We start from the raw sequence: 24,839 nt of genomic DNA, 5'->3' as shown, positions 1-24,839 counted from the left end.
AATGCAAAAGTTTTTTTCAAATAAAAAATTAATTATTTTAATGATACTTATTATCGTAACTTTTGGACTATTAGCGGTCTCAGTTAATATTCGTGATAAGAAGAATACGCCGCCACTAGTTCAGCAAGTCGGTAATGATGTCGTCAGTGTCGTTGGAGGAGTCTTTGCTTATCCTACGAACGCTGTCAAAAATGCTACCTCAGAGTTTTCTGATTTATACAATACCTATTCTGAAAATAAACGTCTCAAAGCTAGAATTGGTGAGTTAGCACAAAATCAAGCTAAGTTAAAAGTGGTTCAAGATGAGAATAAAAAGTTAAAGCAAGAGTTGAAACTTGATGGAACTTTAACTGATTATTCAACGATCAATGCTTCAGTTTTGTCTCGTTCACCAAGCAGTTGGCAAAGTTATTTGACAATTAACCGTGGTCAAGCCAGTGGCATTAAGAAGAATATGCCTGTAATGTCAGGCAAAGGTTTGATCGGTCGAATTGTTGAAGTTGATAAATTGAGTTCAAAGGTTGAATTGATTTCAACTGACAATGAATTGAATGATAAGTTTGCCGCTGAGATTCAAGGTGAAACCAAGAATATTACTGGAGTTGTCAGCCGCTATGACAGTGCAACTGGTGATCTAGTTATGGAAAATGTCAATTCTACTAAGGATATCAAAAAAGGCCAAAATGTAATTACATCCGGTTTAGGTGGTTTGACACCAAGAGGACTATATATCGGTAAAGTTTACGGAATTAAGAAAGATAATTATGGGATGACTAATTCAGTTTATATCACTCCCGCTGCTGAATTACGTAACTTTACAGTTGTAACTGTTATCAAGTCATCAGTTACCGGTGGACAATAATGAATATCAAAGCGCGTAAGATAACTTTTCAAGTATTATTCATTTTTCTTGCATTTTACCTGGACGGTTTAATGAAATGGGCCTTTTTGAATAATATGAATCACGGAACGATGAATGTTTTACCGCAAATCATGGTGATGATGATCGTCATGTTGACTATGCGGATCGATGACCGTCGGCAGTTGATTCTTTACGGAGTTATTTTTGGCTTGATCTATGATTCTTACTATTACGGAATCATCGGTCTATATACCATTCTCTTGCCATTAATGATGGTGGGAATTGACTACTTTAAATTTTTATTAGTGAAAAATAATATTGGATATGAATTGTCAATTTACTTTTTATCATTGACATTTTTACAATCTGGTATTTATTTGTTAGAGAAACTTGTGCAACAGACAGATGCAAGTGTGTTTGATTTCATCACGTATACTTTAGGACCAACATTGCTTTGGAATATTGTGGTATTTTTTATCATTTACATTCCTTTGAACAGGTTGACTGAGTGGCTGGTGAAATATCGGAGGGATAGTAAATAATGAAAGATATCATTTTGAAGGGCGATAAGAACGGATTTTCGGTTTTTATCGATGACAGAGCTAATTACGTTAATGCATTTAGAAAGTTTAAAGAATTGATCGTGCAACAAAACGTAGAGTCGAACCCTCAAAATGATGACGTCATTTATTTCACCGTAAAAACTGGACGAAGACTTTTGACCGACAAGCAAAAGGATGGCATCAAAGAGTTCTTTGAAAGTTATCCAAATTTTGAACTAAAAGATATTCAAGCGGATGTTGAAGATAAGTCCAAAGTTGAAAAGATTCTTGATGACAATAAGATCAATATCGAATCAGGAATCGTTCGCAGTGGACAGAAATTGACTTATGATGGCGATTTGATTTTTCTAGGCTCGTTACATCGCGATGCACAGATCTGTACTAGTGGGTCAATTTACATTTTGGGTGAGGTCAATGGTATCGTCCAAGCCGGTTATCCTGACAACCCAAATGCTGCCATTTTTGGAAATCTCAAGAATGTCGATCAATTGCGAATTGCTGATGTAATTGAGATTGTGACGGATGAAAACCAAGATGATTTTCAAGCAGGTAAGTTTGCTTTTATAGACGATTTGCATTCGATCAGCGTAGAAGATTTGAGTAATTATAAAGATAGAATAAATGATTTTAGAAAAAGGACAGATTAGCAATGGGGATATCGATAGTTGTAACTTCTGGAAAAGGTGGGGTTGGTAAAACAACTACTACTGCAAATGTTAGTACCTTCTTAGCCAGCCTTGGTAAAAAGGTCTGTATGGTCGATTTGGACATTGGTTTGAGAAACCTTGATGCGGTAATGGGGCTAACTAACCGGATCGTTTACGATATCGTGGATGTAGCGCAACATCGAGTCGTTGTTTCACAAGCCTTGGTGCGTGATCCCCGTTTTGAAGATAATTTGTACTTATTAGCAGCTTCACAATTTGCAGACAAATACGTCTTGGACAAAGAATCAGTTGCAAGTATTGTTAATGAATTAAAGCAACGTTTCGATTTTGTGATGATTGATTGCCCGGCTGGTATTGAGTACGGCTTTCAAAATGCCGTCTCAATTGCTGATGGCGCATTAGTTGTTACTAATCCTGAGGTTGCCTCAGTCAGTGATGCTGATCGAGTTGTGGGAATTTTGGAAAACATGAACATGGTAATCACACCTCATTTGATTATTAACCGAATTCGTAAGAATATGATCAATGAGGGTACTTCGATGAAGATTGACGATATTGTCAACCATTTGGGAATTCCCCTATTAGGTGTTGTTATTGATGAAGACAAGGTTATTTCCGCTTCGAATTCAGGAAGAACAGTTGTTTTCGATGACGATAGCGATGCCGGTCACAGTTATCAAAATATTGCCCGACGGATGTTAGGTGAAAATATTCCTTTAGATTTGTCGGGACAGACAAAAAAAGTTGGATTTTGGAGCAGATTATTTGGAAGAAAATGACCGTTATGGTACACTTTTTCCGTAATTGAATAAGTCAACACAGGGGGAGCCTTCGGCTGAGAGTGAACGTTTAGTTCTGACCCTTTAAACCTGTTATGTTAATTCATGCGTAGGGATAGTGTTGTTCAAGCAAAATGCTCGAACTCTCTTGTGATGGCGAAAAATCAGAAGGGAGTTTTTTTTATGACTAATGTCGGTAAAAATAGCGAGTTGATCGTAATTACTGAAGGGGCCCTAATCGTGGCCTTGGCTTTGGCTTTATCATTCGTACCACATACGACCGGAGTTTCTGCGATCGAGTTCATGTACGGTTTGATACCAATGGCAATTTATGCTCTGCGCCGTGGCCTAAAAGCTGGATTAATGGCTGGACTTGTTTGGGGATTGTTAGATCTATTATTGTTTGGTTTAAATAACGGTGGCTTCTTGAATCTCTTTCAAGGAATTGTCGAATATCCAATCGCCTTTTGTGTCGTTGGTTTGATTGGAATGGGTAGTAAACAAGTTAAAAGTTCAATTGCTAATGGTCATTCTGCAATCGGTTGGATCTTACTTTATTCTGCAATTGGTTTCTTTGCTAAATATTTCTTCCATTTCTTAGCCGGTGGTATTTATTGGGGCTCTTATGCTCCTAAAGGAATGAACCCTTGGATCTATTCTCTAGTCATCAACGGTGGCAGTTTTATCGCGAACGTTATTATGATGACAGTGCTAGTAGTTGCTTTGAACCCTGTCTTCAAACGCTTGATTGCTATTGAAAATTAATTTTTAAACAGAAGTTATGAATCTTTCAGCTAGGCCGAACTCGGTCTAGCTGTTTTTAATTGAGGGAACACAAAAATAGAGTTGATGGCAAAGTGCCTATCAACTCTTTTTTATCTTTTTGTGTTTTTTAAATAAAACTCATCACAGATCCTAAAATTATACCGCCCAAGGTAACAATGATCATTAACCATACGACTACTTGTGTAATTTTAGTCAAAGTGCTTTTAGGTTTTTTATCGTCCAATGATTCCACCACCCAATTAATCTATAGTGAAATGTTACTTCACAAAGCCAAAATATGCAATATTTGTAAGCGAGTATTTCCAAATATGGAAAATACCCCCACCCCTAGAAAGGTATAATTAATAACGGTTTCAAGATTATCGATACGATTATCAAATATCGTGTGGTTAAAAGTGGGTAATTGTGGTAAATTAGGAGTGTTAAAGAATCGAGGTGAGCTGTCCATGTTCATGGGTGAATTTCATCACACACTTGACACAAAAGGGCGAATAATTGTCCCAGCCAAGTTCAGAAAATTGTTAGGTGAAAGTTTCATAATAACTCGTGGTATGGATGGCTGCCTATTTGGGTATCCGGTTGAAGAGTGGAACAAACTCGAAGCTCAATTGGATAAGCTACCTTTAACAAAGAAAGATGCGAGAGCATTTACACGTTTCTTCTATTCTGCTGCGGCAGAAGTGGAGTTTGACAAGCAAGGCCGTATTAATATTTCAACTTCGCTTGAAAAATTTGCCAATTTAGAGAAGAACTGTGTGATCGTCGGCGTTTCAGACCGAATTGAAATTTGGGATGAAGAACGTTGGAATAAATTTAGCCAAGAGGCTGAAGATAATTTTGAAGAAATATCGGAGAAAATGACGGACTTTGACTTCTAACGAATATAAACATAAGACAGTACTTTTAAAAGAAACAATTGATGAGGTCAATCCTCATGATAATGGCATTTATGTCGACGCAACTTTTGGGCGTGGTGGACACACTAAAGAGTTATTGAGTCGGGTGCATAATAGTCATCTTTATGTTTTTGATCGTGATGAAGCTGCTATTGAAGTCGGTGAAAGTATTCAAAATGATATCAAAATTATTGGCGATAATTCGTTAACTTTAATACGCGATAATTTTGAAAATATGCAAGAACGATTGAACGAACTAGGGATAGAGAAGGTCGATGGTATCGTCTATGATTTGGGAGTTTCTTCACCTCAATTTGATGATGCCGTGCGTGGTTTTAGTTATAAAAAAGAAGCTAGACTTGATATGAGGATGGACCAGCGACAAGATCTCGATGCTGAGAAAATTGTCAATGACTGGTCTTACAATGAGTTAGTAAGTATTTTCTATAAATATAGTGATGAAAAATTTGCTAAACAAATTGCTCGGGCCATCGAGAGAACTCGAGAAGATCATCGTATTACTTCAACCTTAGAGTTAGCTGACATTATTAAAAATGCCATTCCCGCAGCAGCTAGAAGAACTGGTGGGCACCCAGCAAAACGGGTTTTCCAAGCAATTCGAATTGCTGTTAATGATGAATTAGGATCTTTAGAAAGATCTCTACAACAGGCAATTGATTTGTTGGCACCAAAAGGCCGCATCAGCGTTATAACTTTTCAATCCAAAGAAGATCGTATCGTTAAACATATTTTTAAAGACAATTCCCATGTCGATATACCAAGAGGCTTACCTGTGATACCGGATGATTTGAAGCCGGCATTGAAACAGATAACTCGTAAACCAATATTACCGAATGAAGAAGAACTTTCTGAAAATAATCGGGCACACAGTGCCAAATTGCGTGTGGTTGAGAAGATATAATGGAGAATTAAGAATATGAGAGAAGAAAGTACAGCAAGAAATTTACAAGAATATCAAACAGAGGTCCAAGCAGAGCCTAAAGTTCAGGCGAGTCCAAGGACTAGTAGTGTTGCCTTGTCAAAATTTGAGGCCTTTTCATTAGTTGGTATTGGGTTAGTAGCTCTGGCTTTGATGGTCACTCTAGTGAGTATCAAAGTCTCAATGACTTCTTCTCAAAATACGTTGGATAGTCTAACGACACAAATTTCAAAAACAAATACAAGCAATGTTAATTTAAGACAAGAAATTTCCGGATTAACAAGTTTTGATCGTTTATCTTCTTTTGCTAAAGAACATAATTTGAAAATGGATGACAACAATGTAAGGAATATTTCAAAATGAGTAAGTTCAGGAAATTATTTAAAAATAAGGCTAGACGCAATCATTATGTTGTTGGGATATTTATTTTGATTGCGACTGCCTTTTCTTTTATCCTTTTTCTCCAAAGATTTGCTTATATCTCAACGAGTAAGCAATACGATGGGGTAAATTTGGTAGAAAAGACTAAATTAAAATACGAGCAAGTTAATAATGTCAATGCCAAACGTGGTGAGATTTTAGATACGAATGGCGATTTAATCGCTGGTGATTCAACAATTTATAATATTTATGCAATCCTTTCCCACAAGTCAAAAACTATAGATGGCAAAAAAGACTATGTTTCTGACAAAGAAAAAACTGCTCAAGAATTGAGCAAATATTTACCGCTTTCGAAGAAACAAATCATCAAATATTTGACACCACAGAATAAGAAACAATATCAAGTTGAATTTGGACAATCCGGTCGAGGTTTGTCAATCGAGATCAAGAAAAAAATTGCCGCAAAAAAAATACCGGGAATCCATTTTGAAGAGTTTCCTTCACGGGCATATCCTAATGGAGTTTTTGCAACTAATTTAGTTGGAATCACTAAATCGGATGCGACAAATAAAGATCAGAGCAATCTTAATGGCGTGATGGGTATTGAAAAGTATTTCAATAAATTACTAACGGGAGTCAATGGTAAAAAGATTACTAAAGTTGATAATAGCGGTAATGAATTGCCAAATTCACAAGTGATCGAGAAAAATTCGTCTGATGGTTCCGATGTTTATTTAACTTTGGACAGTCGTTTGCAGCAATATACTGAGATCTTGGCCCAAACGATTGATGAAAAATACGCTCCTAAAGATCTACAGATTTTAGTAATGAATGCCAAAACTGGAGAAATCAAGGCTGCTACACAGCGTCCAACGTTTAATCCAACGACCGGTAAGGGCTTGACTGACAGTTGGCGGGATACTTTGGTTGAAGATCAATTCGAACCTGGTTCAGTCATGAAGATATTGACTCTTTCTGCCTCAATTGATTCCGGCAATTACAATCCTAATCAATTGTATAAATCAGGAACTGTCGAGGTTGGCGGCCGTACGATTGGTGATTGGAATACAGCCGGTTGGGGATATATTCCTTTGTCACAAGCCTTTACCCGCTCTTCCAATGTCGGAATGGTCAAATTGGAACAGGAGATGGGCGCGAAAACTTGGATGGAGTATATGAAACGATTCCATATCGGTCAGAAAACGGGGATTGAATTACCTGGTGAAGTGGCAGGCAGTATTTCATATAGTCACGTCAGTGATCAAGCAATGACCTCATTTGGACAGAGTGTTAATGTCAACAGTATTCAAATGTTGCAGGCTTTTTCAGCGATTGCTAACGGCGGCAAGATGATTAAACCACAGATCATTCAAAAGGTAGTTGATCCGAACACTGGTAAAACGACTCAGAAGTATAAACGTGAAGTCGTTGGTCAACCGATCAAAGCTAGCACAGCTAAGCAAGTTCAAAAAGCTATGCGACAAGTAGTTACTAAAAATTATGGTACCGGAATTGTTTACAATGTTCCGGGTGTCAAAGTTGGTGTCAAGACCGGTACTGCTCAAATTGCCTCACCATCAGGTGGATATTTAACTGGTTCAAATAATTATATTTTTTCAGTTGCTGGGATGGTGCCATACAATAATCCCAAGTACATTGTTTATGTAACGATGAAACAACCACAAAAGATGACCGAAGCGCCAGAAAAGATTTTGTCGGAGATTTTCAATCCATTAGTTACACGATTAGTCAGTCAAGAAAATGCTGCCAGCAATACGACGGATGTCGGCAATCAATATGTCAGCATTCCAAGTTTCTTAGATAAATCGACTGACGATACTTTAAGTCAAATTAAAGATTTGAAATTACAGTCCGGAATAATCGGTACTGGTAATAAGATCGTGCAACAATTACCTGCCAGTGGTGAAAAAGTCATGCCTGGTCAAAGAATCGTTCTTTTGACTAATGGGGCTATGACCATGCCAGATCTCTCCGGTTGGTCGAAGAATGATGTTTTGAAGTTTGCTGAGATCACTGGGAAGCAAGTTACGACAAAAGGTGACGGATATGTTGTGAAACAGTCTATCAAGTCTGGTCATGTCATAAACGGGAGTGGTAAAATTATAGTTACATTGAAAAATAAATAATTAAGGGGATTTTCATGGAATTAAGTCATATTATTTTCGACATAGTCAGCTCATTTGCAATCGTTGCTTTTTTAATGCCGTTTCTGATCATCTATTTAGTTAGACACAAAGAGGGACAGACCATTCGTGAGGAAGGTCCAAAGTGGCATGAAAAAAAGTCCGGTACGCCAACGATGGGAGGACTTTTAGTTTTAATCGCTGTCTTGATCACTAACTTGTGGGTTGGTGCTTGGCAAGGACAGTTGACGCATTCATTGTTAATTACGACCTTTGTAATTGTTTTATACGGTTGCATTGGATTTATCGATGACTTCATTAAAGTTTTCAAAAAACGTAATTTAGGATTACGAGCTTATCAAAAAGCTCTCTTGCAAGTTATCGTTGGGATAATTTTCTTGTACGTCTATAACAACGATCAACTGCCAATGAACTTTACGATTCCTGGGTTAGTGTCAATTGATTCAGTAGTTATCTTTGCTTTATTCACTATCTTCTGGCTAGTTGGCTTTTCAAATGCTACCAACTTGACTGATGGCTTAGATGGTCTGCTCGGCGGACTCGGAGCAATTTCTTATGCAACATACGGGATTATGGCTTTAAATCAGAGCCGTTTCGATCTTGCTATCGTCTGTTTCTCAGTCGTAGGTGCTTTGTTAGCTTTTCTTGTTTACAATCACAAACCAGCTAAGATTTTCATGGGTGATGTGGGATCATTAGCTTTAGGAGCTGGCTTAGCAGCAATTTCCATTTTACTAGGACACTACTGGTCACTTTTATTGATTGGTCTAGTTTACGTCGTTGAAACTTTGAGTGTTATGTTGCAAGTCTTTTCTTTCAAAGTATTTCACCGTCGAATCTTCAAGATGACACCAATTCATCATCATTTTGAAATGATGGGCTGGTCTGAATGGAAGATCGACATCGTCTTTTGGACTGTAGGAATTATCTGTTCAGCAATTTATTTAATTTTATTCGCATAGGAAGTAATTAGAAGCAATGAAAACAGAGAGTAATTATTCAAACAAAAAAATCTTAGTTTTAGGTTTAGCCAAGAGTGGTTTTGCAGTTGCTAAGCTTTTGAAAAGTAAAGGTGCCAAAGTGACAGTCGTCGACTCCAATCCTTTGGACAACAATACCGAAGCTCAGGCTTTGATTGATGATGGTTTCAAAGTTATTACCGGTAGTAACGACGCTAATTTGATTGATGGATCATTTGATTATTTGGTCAAGAATCCAGGAATCTTCTATTCCAATGAATTAGTTCAACGCGCTGAAAGTCTTAAAATCCCCGTGATTACTGAACCTGAAATCGCTTATAGCTTTTCAGATGCCACGATGGTTGGTGTGACTGGTACTAATGGTAAGACTACCGTGACGACGTTAATTCAATTGATGTTGAAGCATTCGCCAAAGTTCAAGAATTCATACTATGCTGGTAATATCGGAATTCCTATTTCAGATGTTATTCAAAAAGCTACCAAAGATGACGTGGTCGTAACTGAACTCTCCAGTTTTCAATTAGAGGGAACGATTGCATTACATCCTCATGTCGCGGTTTTGAATAATATTTATTCCACTCATTTGGATTTTCACAAAAATAGAGCAAATTACATCAAAGCTAAGATGCATATTACTAAGAATCAAACTAAGGATGATTACTTCGTAGTTAATTACAATACCCAAGAATGGCGTGATTTAGCTAAGGAATCAAATGCCCAGATCTTACCATTTTCCGATAATCAAGTTTTAGATAACGGTGCCTATGTTAAAGATGATGTGCTTTATTGTAACGGTGAGGCCATCATGAAAGCTGACCAAATTCAAATCCCCGGTGAACACAATGTTCAAAATGCTCTCGCTGCTATAACGGTAGCCAAGTTGTTTGAAGTTAAGAATGAAGACATTATTGAAGTCTTGTCGTCCTTTAGAGGTGTTAAGCACCGAATTCAATACGTTGATACATTTGGCACCCACAAGTTCTATAACGATTCTAAGGCAACTAATGTCGAAGCTACAATTGTTGCTTTGACAGCCTTTAAGACTCCAATCACATTGATTGCAGGTGGCTTAGATCGTGGTAATGGTTTCGATGAATTGATTCCTGCTTTGAAAGGAAAGGTTCATAATTTGGTCGTTTATGGTCAAACAGCTGATAAAGTGATCGAATCAGCTCAAAAGGCTGACGTCAATAATATCGTTAAGGTTGATAATTTAACGCAAGCTGTCCCCGAAGCCTTCAAACAAAGTGACGAAGGGGATGTGATCTTATTATCGCCTGCGGCAGCCAGTTGGGACCAATTCCATACCTTTGAAGAACGTGGTGACCAATTCATTCAAGAGGTTGAAACATTAAAGGGAGAAATCAATAAATGACAAAAATGCGCATAATTGTATCTGGTGGTGGTACTGGAGGACATATTTATCCCGCAATGGCTCTAATCAAGCGTCTACAGCAAAGAGATTTGATTGAGGATGTTCTTTACGTGGGGACCGAGAAGGGCTTAGAGAGCAAAATAGTCAAGAATGCCGGGATAGCTTTTAAAACGATTGAAATTCAAGGTTTTAAACGTAAACTGACCTTGGAAAATGTCAAAACCGTCTCTTTATTTTTATCAAGCATTCATAAGTCCAAAAAAATCATTAAAGAATTTCAACCTGATATTGTTATCGGTACAGGTGGCTATGTATCGAGTGCAGTTGTTTATGCAGCTCATACGATGCATCTACCAACGGTCATTCATGAACAAAATACCATTGCTGGTGTCACAAATAAGTTTTTAGCTAACTTTGTTGACAAGATTGCGATTGCCTTTACCGAGGCAGCGGATCAATTTAAACAGAAGCAAAAGATCGTCTTTACTGGTAATCCCCGCGCACAAGAGGTTGTCGATATTGCTCCTAATGACCGTTTAAAAGAGTTCAACTTAGCGGCTGATAAACCAACGGTGATGATTTTTGGCGGATCACGGGGTGCAAAACCAATCAATGAGGCCACAATCAATAGTTTGGAACGTTTTACTAAAGCTGACTATCAAGTCTTGTTTGTTACAGGACGGGTACATTATGACAATGTTATTAAGTTAATAAATAAATCAGTCTTAGATAGTGAAAATATCTCGGTAATGCCATATATTGATAATATGCCAGAGATTTTACCAGACATTGAACTGATTGTCGGTCGTAGCGGTGCCACAAGTATCGCTGAGATCACTGCTTTAGGAATTCCAGCAATTTTTGTTCCTAGTCCTTATGTAACGCATGACCATCAAACTAAGAATGCTATGTCGGTTTCTAAGGTTGATGCGGCCGAGCTGATTCCCGAATCAGAACTCAACGCTGACACGCTATTTGAAGCGGTCAATAAGATCATGAGTGACGCAAGTCTGCGCCAAAAGATGTCAGAGAATTCGAAAAAAATCGGCGTTCCAGATGCCGCTGATCGTTTGATCAAGGTTTTGACGGGACTAGTAAACAAGTAATACGAGGATTAATAATATTGAAAAAAAGACTGAGATTAAATAAAAATGTCCTAATTTTTATTATCGTTTTCGTGATAGTTGTTATTGCATATTTTGGGTCGCCTTTGAGCAAGGTCAGAAATATTACCGTCAAAGGCGTCAATGACTTGGGTGCTCAACAAGTTATTGATGCGACCAAGATCAATGAAAATTCGGTTTTAATCGATGTCTTATTGCATCATCGTTCGATTGCACAACAGACAGAAAAGAAGTTGCCTTCTGTCAAGTCGGTCTCAATTAATACTAGAAATATGCGAGATTTGACTATTAAAGTGCAAGAGCACCAAACTTTAGGATTTATCAATAAGAATGGTGGCTATTATCGGATCATCAATGACGGACAAGTCATAAATCAAAAATTAGCTTCTCCAATTGGTAATTATCCGATCTATTCTGGCTTTCATCAAAAACGGCTTCAGCAGATGGCGAAAATCTATGCAAAATTACCAAGCAGCGTTCAAACTAACGTTTCTGAATTCTATAATTCACCAACTAAAATGAACCCATATCGGATCAAAATTGATATGAATGATGGTAATAAAGTTATCGCTGATATGAGGACTGTCAAGTCAAAATTGAAATATTATCCTGGCATAGCGTCACAAATGAAAAAAAAGGGCGTTATAGATTTAGAGATCGGTGCCTATTCTTATCCTTTTAAAGACAAGAAATAGGTTTAATATAATCATTTTTGTGTTAAAATTTTTTAGTGAATAGATTTTTCTAGGTAAGGGAGGTTCCCACAATTAATGGACAATTCTGAATTTTTTGTAGGTCTTGATATTGGCACAAATTCAATCAAGGTTGTGGTTGCTGAGGCGTCTGAGGAACGATTGAGTATCGTCGGCGTTGGTAGCGAACGATCTGAGGGTGTAAGTCGTGGCGTTATAGTGGATATCGATAAAGCGGCGAATGCGATTAGAAGAGCTGTCAAAAAGGCTGAAACACAAGCAAACATTTCCATCCGCGACGTAGTTGTTGGAATATCAGCAAATATGTTACAGATTGAGAAATGCCGAGGTATGATTGCGGTTGGATCTCAATCAAAAGAAATTAATGAAAATGATGTCAGACAAGTTATGTCGGCAGCGATGGTGCAAAACTTACCTAGTGAAAGAGAAGTTGTTTCTCTAATACCAAAGCAATTTTCAGTTGATGGGTTCAATAATATTCGGGACCCACGTGGAATGATCGGCGTGCGTTTGGAGATGTCTGGAATTCTCTATACGGCACCTAAAACGATCGTTCATAATACAAAGAAGGCCATCCAAAAGGCTGGCTTGAATATTATCCATAAGGTTATTTCTCCAATGGCATTGAGTCAAGTCGTCTTGAATGACGGTGAAAGTGATTTTGGTGCAGTGATTATTGATATGGGAGCTGGTCAAACGACCGCTTCCGTTGTTCATGACCATAACTTAAAGCTTTCAACAGTCGATTTCGAAGGTGGCGACTATGTAACTCATGATATCTCGGTCGTTTTGAATACTACGGTTGAGAACGCTAACCAGTTGAAGCTTTATTATGGAAATGCGGCACCTGATAAAGCGTCGCAAGATGAAAACATTTCTGTTGAAGTAGTGGGCAAAAATGAACCAACAATGGTTTCAGAAGAATATTTGTCTGAAATTATCGAAGCACGACTTAATCAAATTTTTACTAGATTACAAGCGCCACTTGAAGATGCTGGTGCATTGTCATTGCCAGGTGGGATTGTCCTAACTGGTGGTGTAGCTGCAACGCCAAATGTTGAAGATTTAGCTAAAAAAATCTTTGATGTTAAGGTAAGAAGCTATGTACCAACGCAAATGGGAATGCGTTATCCATCATATTCATTGGGGCTAGGTTTGGTTACCTACGCTTCAAGATTGAATGATATTGGAGTGATTGCTGATAATGTTGTGAACGGTGCAACGGTTGAAAATAGTGATTATCAACCACAAGCTCAAACCGTTTCTGAACAACCACAGCCTAAGCCTCAATCGAAACCAGTGAAAACTAAGGCTTCCAGAAAAGTTGAACAGCCTGCTCAAACAGCGGCTGCACAAGCTGATAATGGTAAAAAATCGTCGAAGTTCAAGGACTTTTGGAGCAGATTTTTTGATTAATAATAAATAATAAACGATTTATAGGAGGAACTCCTTAATGGAATATACTTTAGACTCTACGCAAAATAAGGGAGCGGTAATCAAAGTTATTGGTGTCGGCGGTGCCGGTGGCAATGCTGTCAATCGAATGGTAGAAGCAGGAATCAAAGGTGTGCAATTCATCGCTGCTAATACTGATGTACAAGCTCTAGAAAGTTCAAATGCTGAAACAAAGATCCAATTAGGACCTAAACTTACACGTGGATTAGGTGCCGGTTCAAACCCTGAAGTTGGACAAAAAGCAGCCCAAGAAAGTGAAGAAGCTATCAAAGAAGCTCTTGAAGGAGCAGATATGATCTTCGTTACAGCCGGAATGGGTGGTGGTACCGGAACAGGTGCTGCTCCTATCGTAGCTAATATTGCTAAAGAAAGCGGCGCTTTGACTGTCGGCGTTGTTACGAGACCATTTGCTTTTGAAGGTTCAAAACGTTCACGTTTTGCAGCTGATGGAATCACTGAACTGAAAAAGGATGTCGATACTTTAGTATTGATCTCAAACAGCAAACTTTTGGAAATTGTCGATAAGAAGACTCCTATGAACGAAGCCTTCAGTATTGCTGATGACGTTTTGCGTCAAGGTGTTCAAAGTATTTCTGACTTGATTACTTCACCTGGTTTTGTTAACTTGGATTTTGCTGATGTTAAGACCGTTATGTCTGATCAAGGTTCAGCTTTGATGGGTATCGGTCAAGCTAACGGTGAAAATAGAATTTCTGAAGCAACTAAGAAGGCTATCTCGTCACCATTGCTTGAAGTTTCAATCGATGGTGCCAAACAAGTCTTGCTTAACATTACTGGTGGCCCTGACTTGTCATTGTTTGAAGCTCAAGATGCAGCGCAAATTGTTTCCGAACAAGCTACCTCAGATGTTAATATTATCTTCGGTACTTCTATCGACGATACGCTAGGAGATCAAGTTAAGGTTACAGTTATTGCTACAGGTGTTGAAAGTGAAGATAAAAAGCGTGAAACAACTAGACGTCCTTTGAATAACCGTCAAGCAACTTTAAATAATGACCAAACCAAAGAGCCAGCTAGTGAAGAGAAAACAAGAGCTGCTCAACCTAAGCCATCAAACGATCCTTTAGCTGCTTGGGATATTAATCGCGATGCCTCTAAGTCAACTGATGTCTCTGGAGAAAAGGGCGATTTTGAAATCTTCCAAAAGCCAGAAACAATTGATTTGAACGGCGATGACGACGATTCTACACCTCCAATTTTTAAACGTCGTAATAATAAATAAAAGGAGACATATCTATGGCATTTGAAAAATTAGGCAGTTTTTTTGGTATTAATGACGATGAAGATTATTCAGAAAATGCAACTACTGATGTTAAAGCTGAACAATCTCAGTCAAACTATTCAAATAATGAAAAGGTAGTATCAATGAATACAGCAAGCGATAGAGTAAAGGCCAGTAGCAAGATTGCTATCTACCAACCTAGAGTCTATTCAGACGCCAAGGTGATTGCAAAACAATTGCTAAACAATAAGGCTGTAGTTGTTAATTTTAATAATGTCAATGATGAACAATCAAAGAGAATCGTCGACTTTTTAACAGGTACTATCTTTGCTTTGAATGGTGAAATAAAACGTGTTGGAGAAAAAATCTTTCTTTGCACTCCACCAAAGTTTGAAATCGATGGAAGTATACCGGATATAAATGAATAAAGTCGAGGAAAGATATGGATCGAATTTTTAGTGGATTTCCATTTATCGTTAGTTTAGCTTTCCAAGTGTATGAAATGATCATCTTGATATATTGCTTGATGTCTTTTATACCTTCCCTTTATAACTCGGGATTTGGAAGGTTCATCTCTGCGATGGTGGATCCATTCTTAAATCTAATCAGACGGGTCATACCAACAACATTAGGCCTGTTCGATTTTTCTCCAATAATTGCGATTATCTTAATTCAATTATTGCAGAAAGCGGTATTTTTAATAATATAATTATGGATGATAAAAAAACAATTATGGGTGGAGGATTTTTCCGTCCAGAAGAAAAAATGTTCATTGATAAGATAAGTGGCATTTTATTAAAGGCCCAAACAATGTACACTCCACAACTCACTGATTTTTTGAATCTCCGTGAACAGACTATCCTGAATAGCTTGATCAATAAGTATGATGATTTGTTCGTTCATTACTTTGGCGGCTATGAAGGTGCAGAAAGAGTCAGGGGTATAATTGCTCCTGACTATTTTGTCCCTAAAGATGCGGATTTTGAAATTGAGATGTTTGAGATTCGTTATCCAGAGAAATTTGCTAATTTGCATCATGGACAAATATTGGGCTCATTAACTGGATCAGGTGTCGAACGTGATCGTTTTGGAGACATTATTACCGATGGCGAAAATTGGCAATTTTTTGTGTTCAAGTCAATGAGCGATTTTATTGAAGAGCAAGTTAAAAAGATTGGTCCGTACAAGATTCATCTGATTGAAAAGCGTTTTGATGAATTATTGCTGCCCAAAGACGAATCAACCGATGAGAACATCTCCGTGCAATCATTACGTTTGGACACGATTATCGCTGATGTTTATGACCTCTCAAGACAGAGTGCCAAAGCGTTAGTTGATCACGGTAAAGTTCAAATAAATTGGGTCGTCAATAAAAATGCTAGCTCATTTATCACGATGACTGATACACTGAGTGTAAGAGGTTTTGGACGAATCAGGATCAATGATATCTTGGGACGGTCAAAGAACAACAAGTATATCCTCTCAGTTAATATAATTAAGAAATAGTAGGGGCGTGAAGTTATGGTATTATCACCAGTAGAAATACATGATAAAGAATTTGATAGTAAATTTCGAGGCTATGACCGCGACCAAGTAGATAGCTTTTTAAAACAGGCAGCCCAGGATTATAATTTGGCTCTTCAAAAAAATGCCGAGTTAGAAAAACAATTAAAAGAGACTTCTGATCAATTGAAGTACTTTACCGACATGAAAGATGCTTTAAATCAATCGATTTTAGTTGCTCAAGAAGCAGCAGAAAAGGTTAAGAGCGAATCGGAACAAGAGGCTCAGATTATTATCGAAGAGTCCCAAAAGAAAGCTCGCGATTTATTGAATCAATCGACGGAAAAATCAAATCAAATTTTGCAAGATGCCTCTGATCGGGCACGACAGGTAACAATTGAAACTGATAACTTGAAACGCAGTGTCAACTCTTTCCGTCAAGGTTTGCAAGGTATGTTGAAACAACAGCTTGATATGGTCGACAACGATGAGTGGTCGAAGCTTAATGACAGTACTTCTACTGACCAGTTGAAAAAACAAGTGGGCGATCAATCAGTCAACGCTGACCAGAATTATCAAGCCGATAATCAACAAGATTATGAAAATGACCAGAATTCGGTTTTCAATTCTCAGCAAATGAATTATAATAACAACATGCAGGATGATCAGCCTGATGAATCTTATACGATTAATCATCAACAAAATGAACCAACGTTCAATTTCAAAGATGATCAGCCTGATGATTCGGAGAAAAAATAAGAGAATAAGTGCTTTGCAGGAAACTTTTTCAGCGAGCTAGTGTTGGTGTGAGACTAGTAAAAGTGATGCTTAGTATATCAGCTCTTAAACAATTTATTTGATTTACCAATAGGTGGTATAGCGAGAACTCGTCCTAAATTGGATGGGTTCTTTTTATTTTTAGAAGGGGTGAAAGAATGAAAGTCAAAGATACTTTAAACTTGGGTAAAACTAAGTTCCCAATGCGAGGCAGTCTGCCAACTAAAGAAGCAGAATGGCAAAAAGCCTGGGAAGAAAATAAGCTTTATGAACAACGTCAAAAATTAAACGAAGGTAAGCCAACTTTTGAATTACTAGATGGACCTCCATTTGCCAATGGTGATATCCACATGGGACATGCTCTAAATAAAATCTCAAAGGATATTATCGTTCGTTACAAGTCAATGAATGGTTTCCGCGCACCTTATGTGCCTGGCTGGGATACTCACGGTTTGCCAATTGAACAACAACTAGCTAAAAAAGGCGTTAAACGTAAGGAAATGAGCTTGTCAGACTATCGTAAGTTATGTTACGAGTTTGCTCAAGGTGAAATCAAGAAACAAATGGCTGGTTTCAAGCGTCTCGGAATTTCTGCCGACTGGGATCACCCATACGTTACTTACCAACCAGAATTTGAAAAAGCTGAAATCGAAGTTTTTGGTGAAATGGTTGATAAAGGTTACATTTACCGTGGTAAAAAACCTGTTTACTGGTCTCCATCTTCTGAGTCTACTTTGGCTGAAGCTGAAGTGGAATATAAAGATATCAAGTCACCATCAATCTTTGTAGCTTTCAAAGTTCGTGATGGCAAAGGTGTCGTAGATCAAGATGCATCCTTTATTATTTGGACAACAACTCCATGGACGATTCCTTCAAACGAGGCTATCTGTGTCAATCCTAAGTTTATTTACGCCGAAGTTGAAGCCGATGGTAAGAAATATGTTGTCGCTCAAGAAAGATTACAATACGTTCAAGAACAATTAGGTTGGGAAAAAGTTGAAGTTCTAAAGACTATCCAGGGCCGTGACCTCGAAGGCTTAACAGCTACTCATCCGCTATATGATCGTGAATCACTCTTGATCCTTGGTAACCACGTTACTTTGGATGATGGTACTGGTTTAGTTCATACAGCTCCTGGATTTGGTGCTGATGACTTTGTTGTCGGTATGAAATATAAATTACCAATTTTCTCACCAATCGATGCTCAAGGTAGATTTACTGACGAAGTCCCTGAATATGAAGGTGTCTTCTATGATGATGCTAACAAGCTCATTAGTGAACGAATGAAGGAAAATGGTTCCTTGTTGAAGTTGAGTTTCTTCACTCACAGTTACCCACATGATTGGAGAACTAAGAAGCCAGTTATTTTCCGAGCAACTCCACAATGGTTTGCTTCAATTGATAAGTTTAGACAACAGATTCTTGATGAGATTGAAAAGATCGACTTTATGCCTGATTGGGGTAAAACTCGTCTCTATAATATGATCCGCGACCGTGGCGATTGGGTTATTTCTAGACAACGTGCTTGGGGTGTACCACTACCAATTTTCTATGCTGAAAATGGCGACCCAATCATGACTAAAGAAACAATCGATCATGTTGCTGACTTATTTGGTAAATATGGTTCCAATGTTTGGGCTGAACGTGATGCTAAGGACTTGCTCCCAGAAGGCTTCACTTATCCAGGTAGTCCCAATGGTAAATTTACTAAAGAAACTGATATTTTGGATGTTTGGTTCGACTCAGGGACAGTCCACTCAGGTGTAGCTAGAACTCGTGATAACTTAACTTTCCCAGCTGACTTAATTTTGGAAGGTTCTGACCAATATCGTGGTTGGTTCAACTCAATGTTAGTAACTTCAGTTGCTGCTTATGGAGTCGCTCCTTACAAAGCTATCTTGTCACAAGGCTTCACGCTTGATAAGAACGGCGTTAAGATGAGTAAATCATTGGGTAATGTTATTGCACCTAGCGATATCGAAAGACAATTTGGGGCCGAAATTATTCGTCTCTGGGTTGCTTCAGTTGATGCTAGTTCCGATGTTTCTGTTTCAGTTGATTCATTTAAGCAAGTATCTGAAACTTATCGTAAGATCAGAAATACGATCAGATTCATGTTGGCCAATACAACCGACTTTGACCCTAAGACTAATGCTGTCGCTTATGATGACCTTCGTCCAGAAGATAAGTACATCAAGGTTAAGTTGAATGACTTAGTTAAAGAAGTTTTGGCTGACTATGACAAGTACGACTTTGCTGATGTGGCTAAGTCAGTTGTTAGTTTCATCGTTAATGAAATGTCAACTTTCTACTTGGACTTCGCTAAAGACGTTGTTTATATTGATGCCGAAGATTCCCATGCTCGTCGTTCAATGCAAACTGTGATTTACGATGTTGCAGTTAAATTAGCTAAACTTTTGACACCAATCTTGCCACATACAATGGAACAAGTTTGGGAATACTTGAAAGAACCAGAAGATTTTGTTCAATTAGCCGAAATGCCTAAGGTTGAAGAAATCTCTGATCAAGCAGAAATTGAAAAAGATTGGACGATCTTCATGAACTTTAGAGACAATGTCTTGAAGTCACTTGAAGTTGCCCGTGCTGATAAATTGATTGGTAAGTCACTTGAAGCAAAAGTTACAGTTAAACCAAGTGCTGAATTGAAAGCCGTCTTGGACAAGATCGATAGTAACTTCGGTCAATTATTGATCGTTTCTCAATTTGAATTGACTGCTGATGAACTTGCTTCAGCCGATAAGTATGAATTAGCCGATGTTCTAGTTGAAAAAGCCGATGGCGATGTTTGTCAAAGATGTCGAATGATCAAGACTGATGTTGGCAGTGATCAACATTATCCAACATTCTGTGCTAGATGTGCTAAAATTGTTTCAGAAGAATATCCAGAGACAATGACAGCTGGTTTTGATGAATAGGATAGGTGACGCAATGTTTACCGGAAAAATTGTAAGATTTAATAATAATCGTGGCTTTGGTTTTATCAATAATGGTGAGGAAGATGTTTTCTTCTTCGCTGATTCGATTCTTAATCGAGATGACTATTATATTAAAGATGGGCTGGAAGTAACTTTTGAAATTGCTCCTGGCTATAAGGGACCACAAGCTGTTAATATTAATATCAAAGACGAAGAAAGCACAGATTAGTGCTTTCTTTTTCTTTGGTCCGGTTGTAGTTAATTCAATATCTGGTAAAATATCTCCATTGGCTCTATTAATTAATTTCCAATAAAATGAAGCAAGAAGGTTAAGTAATGGAAAAAGAAGATTCAAGATATTACGAAGAAGTCGTTGCTAAAAAGAGAATGTTTGGTGGCAAAATTTTTAACGTTGACGTGGAACAAGTTGTTTTACCAAACGGAATTCCAGATATTCGTGAAGTCGTTGAACACCACGGCGCAGTGGCAATTATTCCCTTTACCAAAGATGACAAGATGATCTTTGTTAGACAATGGCGGACACCACTTGAACAAGAAACTTTGGAAATACCTGCTGGGAAAATCGATCCTGATGAAGGCAGCGATTTAGAAGAAGTTGCGCTCCGGGAAATGGACGAAGAGTTAGGGATGACGACTGATAAGTTGGAAAAAGTTACCGCCTTTTTTGCTAGTCCCGGTTATTCAAACGAAAAGTTGACGGTCTTTAAGGCAACTGATCTAAAGAAAATCGAGTTTAAACGTCCTCTGGATCCGGATGAATTTTTGAATGTTGAGACTTTGACGCTTGATCAGGCCAAGGCACAAATTGAAGCAGGCGTTATCTGCGATTCCAAAACAATCTATGCGATTACTTATTGGGAACTATTGAAAGCAAAGGAAAGAAACAATGTTCTCTAAAATAAAAGATTTCTTTAATTCAAAGACCAAGTCATCAGCTGCAAAACAACCACAGACCGTTGTCCGAGCTGATCAAATTGAACAGCAACAACAACGGATCCGTGAACACGAACAACAGCGGGCTGAAAATGAGTACCAACAGCAACATCCCGAAGTTCAACTACAAGAAAATCTTGAAGAATTTGAAGTTAAGACCAATAAATTGAAGAAGAAATTGAATATTGCCATCATTACAGTATTCGGTTTAATTATTTTGGTGTTTTTAATATTATTTTATATTTAAGGAGTAAAGTATGAAAATTGGCGTAATTGTACCTATGGAAGAAGAAATTAAATTAATGAAAGAATCACTAACTGATGTGACAAAAGAATCAGTTGCCGGAGTCGATATCACGATTGGTACGTATAAGAACCATCAAGTTTATCTAGCTCAAAGTGGTATCGGTAAAGTGCAAGCTGGAATGACCACAACGATTATTAATGACCGTTATCAACCAGACTTTGTGATCAATAGTGGTTCCGCCGGTGGTATTGGTGAAGGACTTCAGATTGGTGATGTAGTTATTTCTGATAAATTGGCTTATCACGATGTCGATGCAACTGGCTTTGGCTATGCCGTGGGACAATTACCTCAACAAGAGCTTTATTTCAACGCTGATACTGATTATGTACAGGCAATTGCTGCCGCAGCTAAGCGCACTGGTTTGACGACAAAAGTAGGTTTGATCGTCACCGGAGACCAATTTGTTGACTCAAAAGAAAAAATTGCTACAATTAAAAAGTCGTTCCCAGATGCTTTAGCATCTGAAATGGAGGGCGCAGCTGTGGCTCAAGTCTGTGCTCAATTCAAGACACCATTCGTGGTAATTCGTTCAATGAGTGATGTTGGAGACGAAAATGCTAGTGTTAATTTTGACGAATTTGTTTTACAAGCCGGACGCAAATCAGTAACGATGTTACTGAACTTTTTAGACCAAGAATAGAGGGGATTTATTGTGGCATTTATTTATTTAGATAATGCTGCTACGACACCAATGGCTACACCTGTAGTCGATGTAATTCATGACCAAATGGCCAATAACTTTGGTAATGCTTCGGCAACCAATTATTTTGGTCGTCAAGCTCGTAAAGTTCTCGACGAAAGTCGTCATACGATTGCGCAAAGTCTCAATGCTAAAGACTCTGAAATTGTCTTTACTAGTGGCGGGACTGAAAGTGATAATACAGCGGTGATTGAAACAGCTTTATCTAGACAGCAACTAGGTAAACATATTATTACTACTGCCATCGAACATGAAGCAGTATTAAAACCAATGGCCTATTTGGAAACATTGGGTTTTGAAGTAACTTATTTGAAACCTAATGAAAGAGGCGAGGTTACGGTCGAACAAGTTCAAGCAGCCTTGCGTGATGATACGATTTTGGTATCAGTCATGTATGGCAATAACGAGGTTGGTTCTTTAAATCCCATCAAACAGATTGGGGAGTTGTTGAAAGACCATCAAGCCTTTTTCCATACTGATGCGGTTCAAGCTTATGGAATGGAAGATATTGATGTTAAAGCAGAACATATTGATTTATTATCAACGTCGGCTCACAAGATCAATGGACCTAAATTTATTGGCTTTCTTTATATCAATGGAGCGATTCATATTCCATCCTTTATCAAAGGTGGCGACCAAGAAACTAAACGTCGGGCCGGAACAGAAAATGTTCCCGCAATCGCTGGTTTTGCCAAAGCCGTCCAATTGATTACTCCCGCAGAAAAGAAAGCTCGTCAAGAACGTTATTTTGGATTTAAACAAACTATCCAAAAGATTTTACAATCAAAAAAGATTGACTTTGGGATCAATGGACCAAATGATCAACATGCGTTAAATCATGTCTTAAACTTATATTTGCCAGGAGTTGATCGTGGAGTCTTATTGACTCGATTAGATCTGGAAGGATTTGCAATTTCTGGTGGCTCAGCATGTACCGCTGGTAGTCTTGAACCATCACATGTTTTGGTAGCTATGTTTGGTGCAGACAGCCCTAAGATCAACGATTCTGTCCGAATTAGTTTCGGTAAAGATAACACAGAAGAAGAAGTTGTTAAATTTACTAATAAGCTAGTTGAAATCGTTTCAGACTTGACTAATTAGGCCTTTTTATTCAAACTTATAATTAAGTGGAAATTTCTTATAAGGGATGATAAAAATGACTAAATTACAAGCTCAAGTAACAGGGGATCAAGAAGTTTATCAATTGAACCCAGAAATAAAAAAATATTCGTTGTTAGATGCAGGTTTCATGGAATCAAACAAAGGTAGTTTTCGTTTGGTTCATCCAATCAATGGATCATCTCCATACGAAGCTCGTTATTATTTACGAGCTACTGTTGACAAAGATTTAAGCAGTTTAAAATTAGCAATTACAGATAAGTCTGGATTGCATAATATCAATATGTTCAAGATCAAGGACACTGAAGCAGAAGTAAGTGACTACCGATACTTAATGAACTTTTTGAAAGAAAAAAATGTATTAGTTAAATAAATGAGGTTTTCAAATGGATAATAAGAAGAAGCGTGTTGTAGTAGGTATGAGTGGTGGCGTTGACTCGTCAGTTAGTGCACTTCTTTTGAAACAACAAGGCTATGAGGTTATCGGAGTATTTATGAAGAATTGGGATGATTCTGATGACTCCGGTGTATGTACTGCCACTGAGGATTATGAGGATGTAGCAAAGGTTGCCAATAAGATTGGTATTCCTTACTATTCAGTCAACTTTGAAAAGGAGTATTGGGACCGCGTATTCGAATACTTCCTAGCAGAATATCGTAAAGGAAGAACTCCTAACCCTGATGTTATGTGTAACAAAGAGGTTAAGTTCAAGGCCTTTTTAGACTATGCTGACAAGTTGAATGCTGACTACATTGCTATGGGTCATTATGCCCAAACATTCCGTGATGATAACGGAGTAGTTCATCTTTTGCGTGGTGGCGATGCTAATAAGGATCAAACTTATTTCTTAAGTACAGTTCAACAGCATCAATTACAAAAGGCTTTGTTCCCAATCGGTGGTATGCAAAAGTCAGAAGTTCGTCGAATTGCTGAAGAGGCAGGTTTAGCAACTGCTAAGAAGAAGGATTCAACCGGTGTATGTTTCATTGGTGAGAGAAACTTCCGTCAGTTTTTAAGCGAGTTTTTGCCAGCCCAAGCCGGAACAATGATGACACCAGATGGTGTGGTTAAGGGTAAGCATGCTGGTTTGATGTACTACACGATCGGTCAAAGATCAGGGCTTGGAATCGGTGGCAATGGTAAGTCAAACGAGCCATGGTTCGTAGTTGGTAAGGATATGTCAAAGAACATTCTTTATGTTGACCAGGGCTATGACAACCCAGCATTATATGCCGATCATCTTGATGCTTCAGACTTGTCATTCATCACCGGCTTAGATTATGGTGATACATTCCATGCCACAGCTAAGTTTAGATATCGTCAACAAGATACAGGCGTGACAGTCCACGTCTTGGGTGATGGTAAGGTAAATGTCGAGTTTGATAATCCAGTTCGTGCTATCACACCGGGACAAGAAGTTGTCTTCTATGATGGCGAAGAGTGTCTAGGTGGCGCAACAATCGATGCCGCATACATGGCTGAAAAGAAGTTACAATATATCTAGAGAATTAGCATTGCCGTAATTTGGTATTGTCTAATTAATCGTTAAAAAAATAAAGACTAATTACAGCTCAAGTGAGAACACTTGGGGATGTGATTAGTCTTTTTCGTT

The 24,839-nt window shown here is 38.1% G+C and carries 28 protein-coding genes and 1 riboswitch; of the genes, 27 read left to right on the top strand and 1 reads right to left on the bottom strand.

Annotated features, from left to right (window positions below; translation table 11 throughout):
• The first annotated feature begins 1 nt into the window (after position 1).
• The 5 genes from mreC (at position 2) to thiT (ending at position 3,637) form a co-directional block, all read left to right on the top strand.
• Positions 2-862, top strand: coding sequence for a rod shape-determining protein MreC (gene mreC / locus ACG72T_RS04655; RefSeq protein ID WP_395264939.1), 861 nt, complete (start codon positions 2-4; stop codon positions 860-862).
• Positions 862-1,404 carry a rod shape-determining protein MreD gene (gene mreD / locus ACG72T_RS04650; protein ID WP_395264937.1) on the top strand — a complete coding sequence of 181 codons (543 nt, stop codon included), beginning with the start codon at positions 862-864 and terminating at the stop codon, positions 1,402-1,404. The genes mreC and mreD overlap by 1 nt, the downstream gene beginning before the upstream one ends.
• Positions 1,404-2,072, top strand: a complete 669-nt coding sequence (locus tag ACG72T_RS04645) for a septum site-determining protein MinC (protein ID WP_395264935.1) — start codon at positions 1,404-1,406, stop codon at positions 2,070-2,072. Before mreD ends, ACG72T_RS04645 begins: the two co-directional genes overlap by 1 nt.
• Before the next feature lie 2 nt (positions 2,073-2,074).
• Positions 2,075-2,872, top strand: coding sequence for a septum site-determining protein MinD (gene minD / locus ACG72T_RS04640; RefSeq protein WP_395264933.1), 798 nt, complete (start codon positions 2,075-2,077; stop codon positions 2,870-2,872).
• Between the two features lie 32 nt (positions 2,873-2,904).
• Positions 2,905-3,006, top strand: a riboswitch (TPP riboswitch).
• Between the two features lie 49 nt (positions 3,007-3,055).
• Entirely contained in the window at positions 3,056-3,637 is a 582-nt protein-coding gene (gene thiT / locus ACG72T_RS04635; RefSeq protein WP_395264931.1) for an energy-coupled thiamine transporter ThiT, read from the top strand.
• Positions 3,638-3,764: 127 nt separating this feature from the next.
• Here thiT and ACG72T_RS04630 read toward each other — a convergent pair whose 3' ends face one another.
• Entirely contained in the window at positions 3,765-3,890 is a 126-nt protein-coding gene (locus tag ACG72T_RS04630) for a DUF4044 domain-containing protein (protein ID WP_395265042.1), read from the bottom strand.
• Positions 3,891-4,104: 214 nt separating this feature from the next.
• Here ACG72T_RS04630 and mraZ point away from each other — a divergent pair, with 214 nt between their 5' ends.
• The 22 genes from mraZ (at position 4,105) to mnmA (ending at position 24,731) form a co-directional block, all read left to right on the top strand.
• The gene (mraZ, locus tag ACG72T_RS04625; protein ID WP_395265041.1) at positions 4,105-4,536 is read left to right on the top strand and encodes a division/cell wall cluster transcriptional repressor MraZ; all 432 of its coding nucleotides are present in this window, start codon (positions 4,105-4,107) and stop codon (positions 4,534-4,536) included.
• A complete protein-coding gene (rsmH, locus tag ACG72T_RS04620; protein WP_395264929.1) occupies positions 4,526-5,476 on the top strand; it encodes a 16S rRNA (cytosine(1402)-N(4))-methyltransferase RsmH in 951 nt (316 codons plus the stop codon). The genes mraZ and rsmH overlap by 11 nt, the downstream gene beginning before the upstream one ends.
• A gap of 15 nt (positions 5,477-5,491) precedes the next feature.
• Positions 5,492-5,857 carry a cell division protein FtsL gene (gene ftsL, locus ACG72T_RS04615; protein WP_395264927.1) on the top strand — a complete coding sequence of 122 codons (366 nt, stop codon included), beginning with the start codon at positions 5,492-5,494 and terminating at the stop codon, positions 5,855-5,857.
• Positions 5,854-8,022, top strand: a complete 2,169-nt coding sequence (locus ACG72T_RS04610; RefSeq protein ID WP_395264925.1) for a penicillin-binding transpeptidase domain-containing protein — start codon at positions 5,854-5,856, stop codon at positions 8,020-8,022. The genes ftsL and ACG72T_RS04610 overlap by 4 nt, the downstream gene beginning before the upstream one ends.
• Positions 8,023-8,036: 14 nt before the next feature.
• Positions 8,037-9,002: a phospho-N-acetylmuramoyl-pentapeptide-transferase gene (mraY, locus tag ACG72T_RS04605; protein WP_395264923.1), complete on the top strand. Its 966-nt coding sequence runs from the start codon at positions 8,037-8,039 to the stop codon at positions 9,000-9,002.
• A 16-nt stretch (positions 9,003-9,018) separates the two neighbouring features.
• Positions 9,019-10,395, top strand: coding sequence for a UDP-N-acetylmuramoyl-L-alanine--D-glutamate ligase (gene murD, locus ACG72T_RS04600; protein ID WP_395264921.1), 1,377 nt, complete (start codon positions 9,019-9,021; stop codon positions 10,393-10,395).
• A 5-nt stretch (positions 10,396-10,400) separates the two neighbouring features.
• The gene (murG, locus tag ACG72T_RS04595; RefSeq protein ID WP_395265040.1) at positions 10,401-11,501 is read left to right on the top strand and encodes an undecaprenyldiphospho-muramoylpentapeptide beta-N-acetylglucosaminyltransferase; all 1,101 of its coding nucleotides are present in this window, start codon (positions 10,401-10,403) and stop codon (positions 11,499-11,501) included.
• Positions 11,502-11,518: 17 nt separating this feature from the next.
• Positions 11,519-12,214 (top strand): cell division protein FtsQ/DivIB, encoded by a 696-nt coding sequence (locus tag ACG72T_RS04590; protein WP_395264919.1) that lies wholly within the window; start codon positions 11,519-11,521, stop codon positions 12,212-12,214.
• 75 nt (positions 12,215-12,289) lie between these two features.
• Complete coding sequence (gene ftsA, locus ACG72T_RS04585; RefSeq protein ID WP_395264917.1) at positions 12,290-13,648, top strand: cell division protein FtsA; 1,359 nt, start codon at positions 12,290-12,292, stop codon at positions 13,646-13,648.
• A 37-nt stretch (positions 13,649-13,685) separates the two neighbouring features.
• Positions 13,686-14,930, top strand: a complete 1,245-nt coding sequence (gene ftsZ, locus ACG72T_RS04580) for a cell division protein FtsZ (protein ID WP_395264915.1) — start codon at positions 13,686-13,688, stop codon at positions 14,928-14,930.
• A 14-nt stretch (positions 14,931-14,944) separates the two neighbouring features.
• Complete coding sequence (locus tag ACG72T_RS04575; RefSeq protein WP_395264913.1) at positions 14,945-15,358, top strand: cell division protein SepF; 414 nt, start codon at positions 14,945-14,947, stop codon at positions 15,356-15,358.
• Positions 15,359-15,372: 14 nt separating this feature from the next.
• A complete protein-coding gene (locus ACG72T_RS04570; protein ID WP_395264911.1) occupies positions 15,373-15,639 on the top strand; it encodes a YggT family protein in 267 nt (88 codons plus the stop codon).
• Positions 15,640-15,641: 2 nt separating this feature from the next.
• Positions 15,642-16,436 carry an RNA-binding protein gene (locus ACG72T_RS04565; protein ID WP_395264909.1) on the top strand — a complete coding sequence of 265 codons (795 nt, stop codon included), beginning with the start codon at positions 15,642-15,644 and terminating at the stop codon, positions 16,434-16,436.
• A 15-nt stretch (positions 16,437-16,451) separates the two neighbouring features.
• Positions 16,452-17,192, top strand: coding sequence for a DivIVA domain-containing protein (locus ACG72T_RS04560; RefSeq protein WP_395264907.1), 741 nt, complete (start codon positions 16,452-16,454; stop codon positions 17,190-17,192).
• Between the two features lie 176 nt (positions 17,193-17,368).
• Positions 17,369-20,146 (top strand): isoleucine--tRNA ligase, encoded by a 2,778-nt coding sequence (gene ileS, locus ACG72T_RS04555; RefSeq protein WP_395264905.1) that lies wholly within the window; start codon positions 17,369-17,371, stop codon positions 20,144-20,146.
• Positions 20,139-20,375, top strand: coding sequence for a cold-shock protein (locus ACG72T_RS04550; RefSeq protein ID WP_395264903.1), 237 nt, complete (start codon positions 20,139-20,141; stop codon positions 20,373-20,375). Before ileS ends, ACG72T_RS04550 begins: the two co-directional genes overlap by 8 nt.
• 107 nt (positions 20,376-20,482) lie before the next feature.
• Entirely contained in the window at positions 20,483-21,064 is a 582-nt protein-coding gene (locus tag ACG72T_RS04545) for an NUDIX hydrolase (RefSeq protein ID WP_395264901.1), read from the top strand.
• Positions 21,054-21,347 carry a hypothetical protein gene (locus ACG72T_RS04540; protein WP_395264899.1) on the top strand — a complete coding sequence of 98 codons (294 nt, stop codon included), beginning with the start codon at positions 21,054-21,056 and terminating at the stop codon, positions 21,345-21,347. The genes ACG72T_RS04545 and ACG72T_RS04540 overlap by 11 nt, the downstream gene beginning before the upstream one ends.
• A gap of 10 nt (positions 21,348-21,357) precedes the next feature.
• Entirely contained in the window at positions 21,358-22,047 is a 690-nt protein-coding gene (locus ACG72T_RS04535) for a 5'-methylthioadenosine/adenosylhomocysteine nucleosidase (RefSeq protein ID WP_395264897.1), read from the top strand.
• Between the two features lie 12 nt (positions 22,048-22,059).
• The gene (locus ACG72T_RS04530) at positions 22,060-23,208 is read left to right on the top strand and encodes a cysteine desulfurase family protein (protein WP_395264895.1); all 1,149 of its coding nucleotides are present in this window, start codon (positions 22,060-22,062) and stop codon (positions 23,206-23,208) included.
• Positions 23,209-23,263: 55 nt separating this feature from the next.
• A complete protein-coding gene (locus ACG72T_RS04525; RefSeq protein WP_395264893.1) occupies positions 23,264-23,599 on the top strand; it encodes a hypothetical protein in 336 nt (111 codons plus the stop codon).
• A gap of 13 nt (positions 23,600-23,612) precedes the next feature.
• Complete coding sequence (gene mnmA / locus ACG72T_RS04520) at positions 23,613-24,731, top strand: tRNA 2-thiouridine(34) synthase MnmA (protein WP_395264891.1); 1,119 nt, start codon at positions 23,613-23,615, stop codon at positions 24,729-24,731.
• Positions 24,732-24,839 lie beyond the last annotated feature (108 nt).

This window comes from Companilactobacillus sp. FL22-1 (assembly GCF_043951805.1).
Lineage (GTDB): Bacteria > Bacillota > Bacilli > Lactobacillales > Lactobacillaceae > Companilactobacillus.
Note: the sequence above shows the minus strand (reverse complement) of the source record. Positions and strands in the feature narration are given on the sequence as shown.

Coding starts and splice junctions, on each gene's coding strand:
- minD (WP_395264933.1), top strand. CDS start 2,075: ATGGGGATATCGATAGTTGTAACTTCTGGAAAAGGTGGGGTTGGTAAA.
- murG (WP_395265040.1), top strand. CDS start 10,401: ATGCGCATAATTGTATCTGGTGGTGGTACTGGAGGACATATTTATCCC.
- mreD (WP_395264937.1), top strand. CDS start 862: ATGAATATCAAAGCGCGTAAGATAACTTTTCAAGTATTATTCATTTTT.
- murD (WP_395264921.1), top strand. CDS start 9,019: ATGAAAACAGAGAGTAATTATTCAAACAAAAAAATCTTAGTTTTAGGT.
- ACG72T_RS04535 (WP_395264897.1), top strand. CDS start 21,358: ATGAAAATTGGCGTAATTGTACCTATGGAAGAAGAAATTAAATTAATG.
- ACG72T_RS04560 (WP_395264907.1), top strand. CDS start 16,452: ATGGTATTATCACCAGTAGAAATACATGATAAAGAATTTGATAGTAAA.
- ACG72T_RS04550 (WP_395264903.1), top strand. CDS start 20,139: ATGAATAGGATAGGTGACGCAATGTTTACCGGAAAAATTGTAAGATTT.
- ftsZ (WP_395264915.1), top strand. CDS start 13,686: ATGGAATATACTTTAGACTCTACGCAAAATAAGGGAGCGGTAATCAAA.
- ftsA (WP_395264917.1), top strand. CDS start 12,290: ATGGACAATTCTGAATTTTTTGTAGGTCTTGATATTGGCACAAATTCA.
- ACG72T_RS04540 (WP_395264899.1), top strand. CDS start 21,054: ATGTTCTCTAAAATAAAAGATTTCTTTAATTCAAAGACCAAGTCATCA.
- ftsL (WP_395264927.1), top strand. CDS start 5,492: ATGAGAGAAGAAAGTACAGCAAGAAATTTACAAGAATATCAAACAGAG.
- ACG72T_RS04545 (WP_395264901.1), top strand. CDS start 20,483: ATGGAAAAAGAAGATTCAAGATATTACGAAGAAGTCGTTGCTAAAAAG.
- ACG72T_RS04565 (WP_395264909.1), top strand. CDS start 15,642: ATGGATGATAAAAAAACAATTATGGGTGGAGGATTTTTCCGTCCAGAA.
- mraY (WP_395264923.1), top strand. CDS start 8,037: ATGGAATTAAGTCATATTATTTTCGACATAGTCAGCTCATTTGCAATC.
- mnmA (WP_395264891.1), top strand. CDS start 23,613: ATGGATAATAAGAAGAAGCGTGTTGTAGTAGGTATGAGTGGTGGCGTT.
- mraZ (WP_395265041.1), top strand. CDS start 4,105: ATGTTCATGGGTGAATTTCATCACACACTTGACACAAAAGGGCGAATA.
- mreC (WP_395264939.1), top strand. CDS start 2: ATGCAAAAGTTTTTTTCAAATAAAAAATTAATTATTTTAATGATACTT.
- ACG72T_RS04525 (WP_395264893.1), top strand. CDS start 23,264: ATGACTAAATTACAAGCTCAAGTAACAGGGGATCAAGAAGTTTATCAA.
- ACG72T_RS04610 (WP_395264925.1), top strand. CDS start 5,854: ATGAGTAAGTTCAGGAAATTATTTAAAAATAAGGCTAGACGCAATCAT.
- ileS (WP_395264905.1), top strand. CDS start 17,369: ATGAAAGTCAAAGATACTTTAAACTTGGGTAAAACTAAGTTCCCAATG.
- thiT (WP_395264931.1), top strand. CDS start 3,056: ATGACTAATGTCGGTAAAAATAGCGAGTTGATCGTAATTACTGAAGGG.
- ACG72T_RS04645 (WP_395264935.1), top strand. CDS start 1,404: ATGAAAGATATCATTTTGAAGGGCGATAAGAACGGATTTTCGGTTTTT.
- ACG72T_RS04570 (WP_395264911.1), top strand. CDS start 15,373: ATGGATCGAATTTTTAGTGGATTTCCATTTATCGTTAGTTTAGCTTTC.
- ACG72T_RS04575 (WP_395264913.1), top strand. CDS start 14,945: ATGGCATTTGAAAAATTAGGCAGTTTTTTTGGTATTAATGACGATGAA.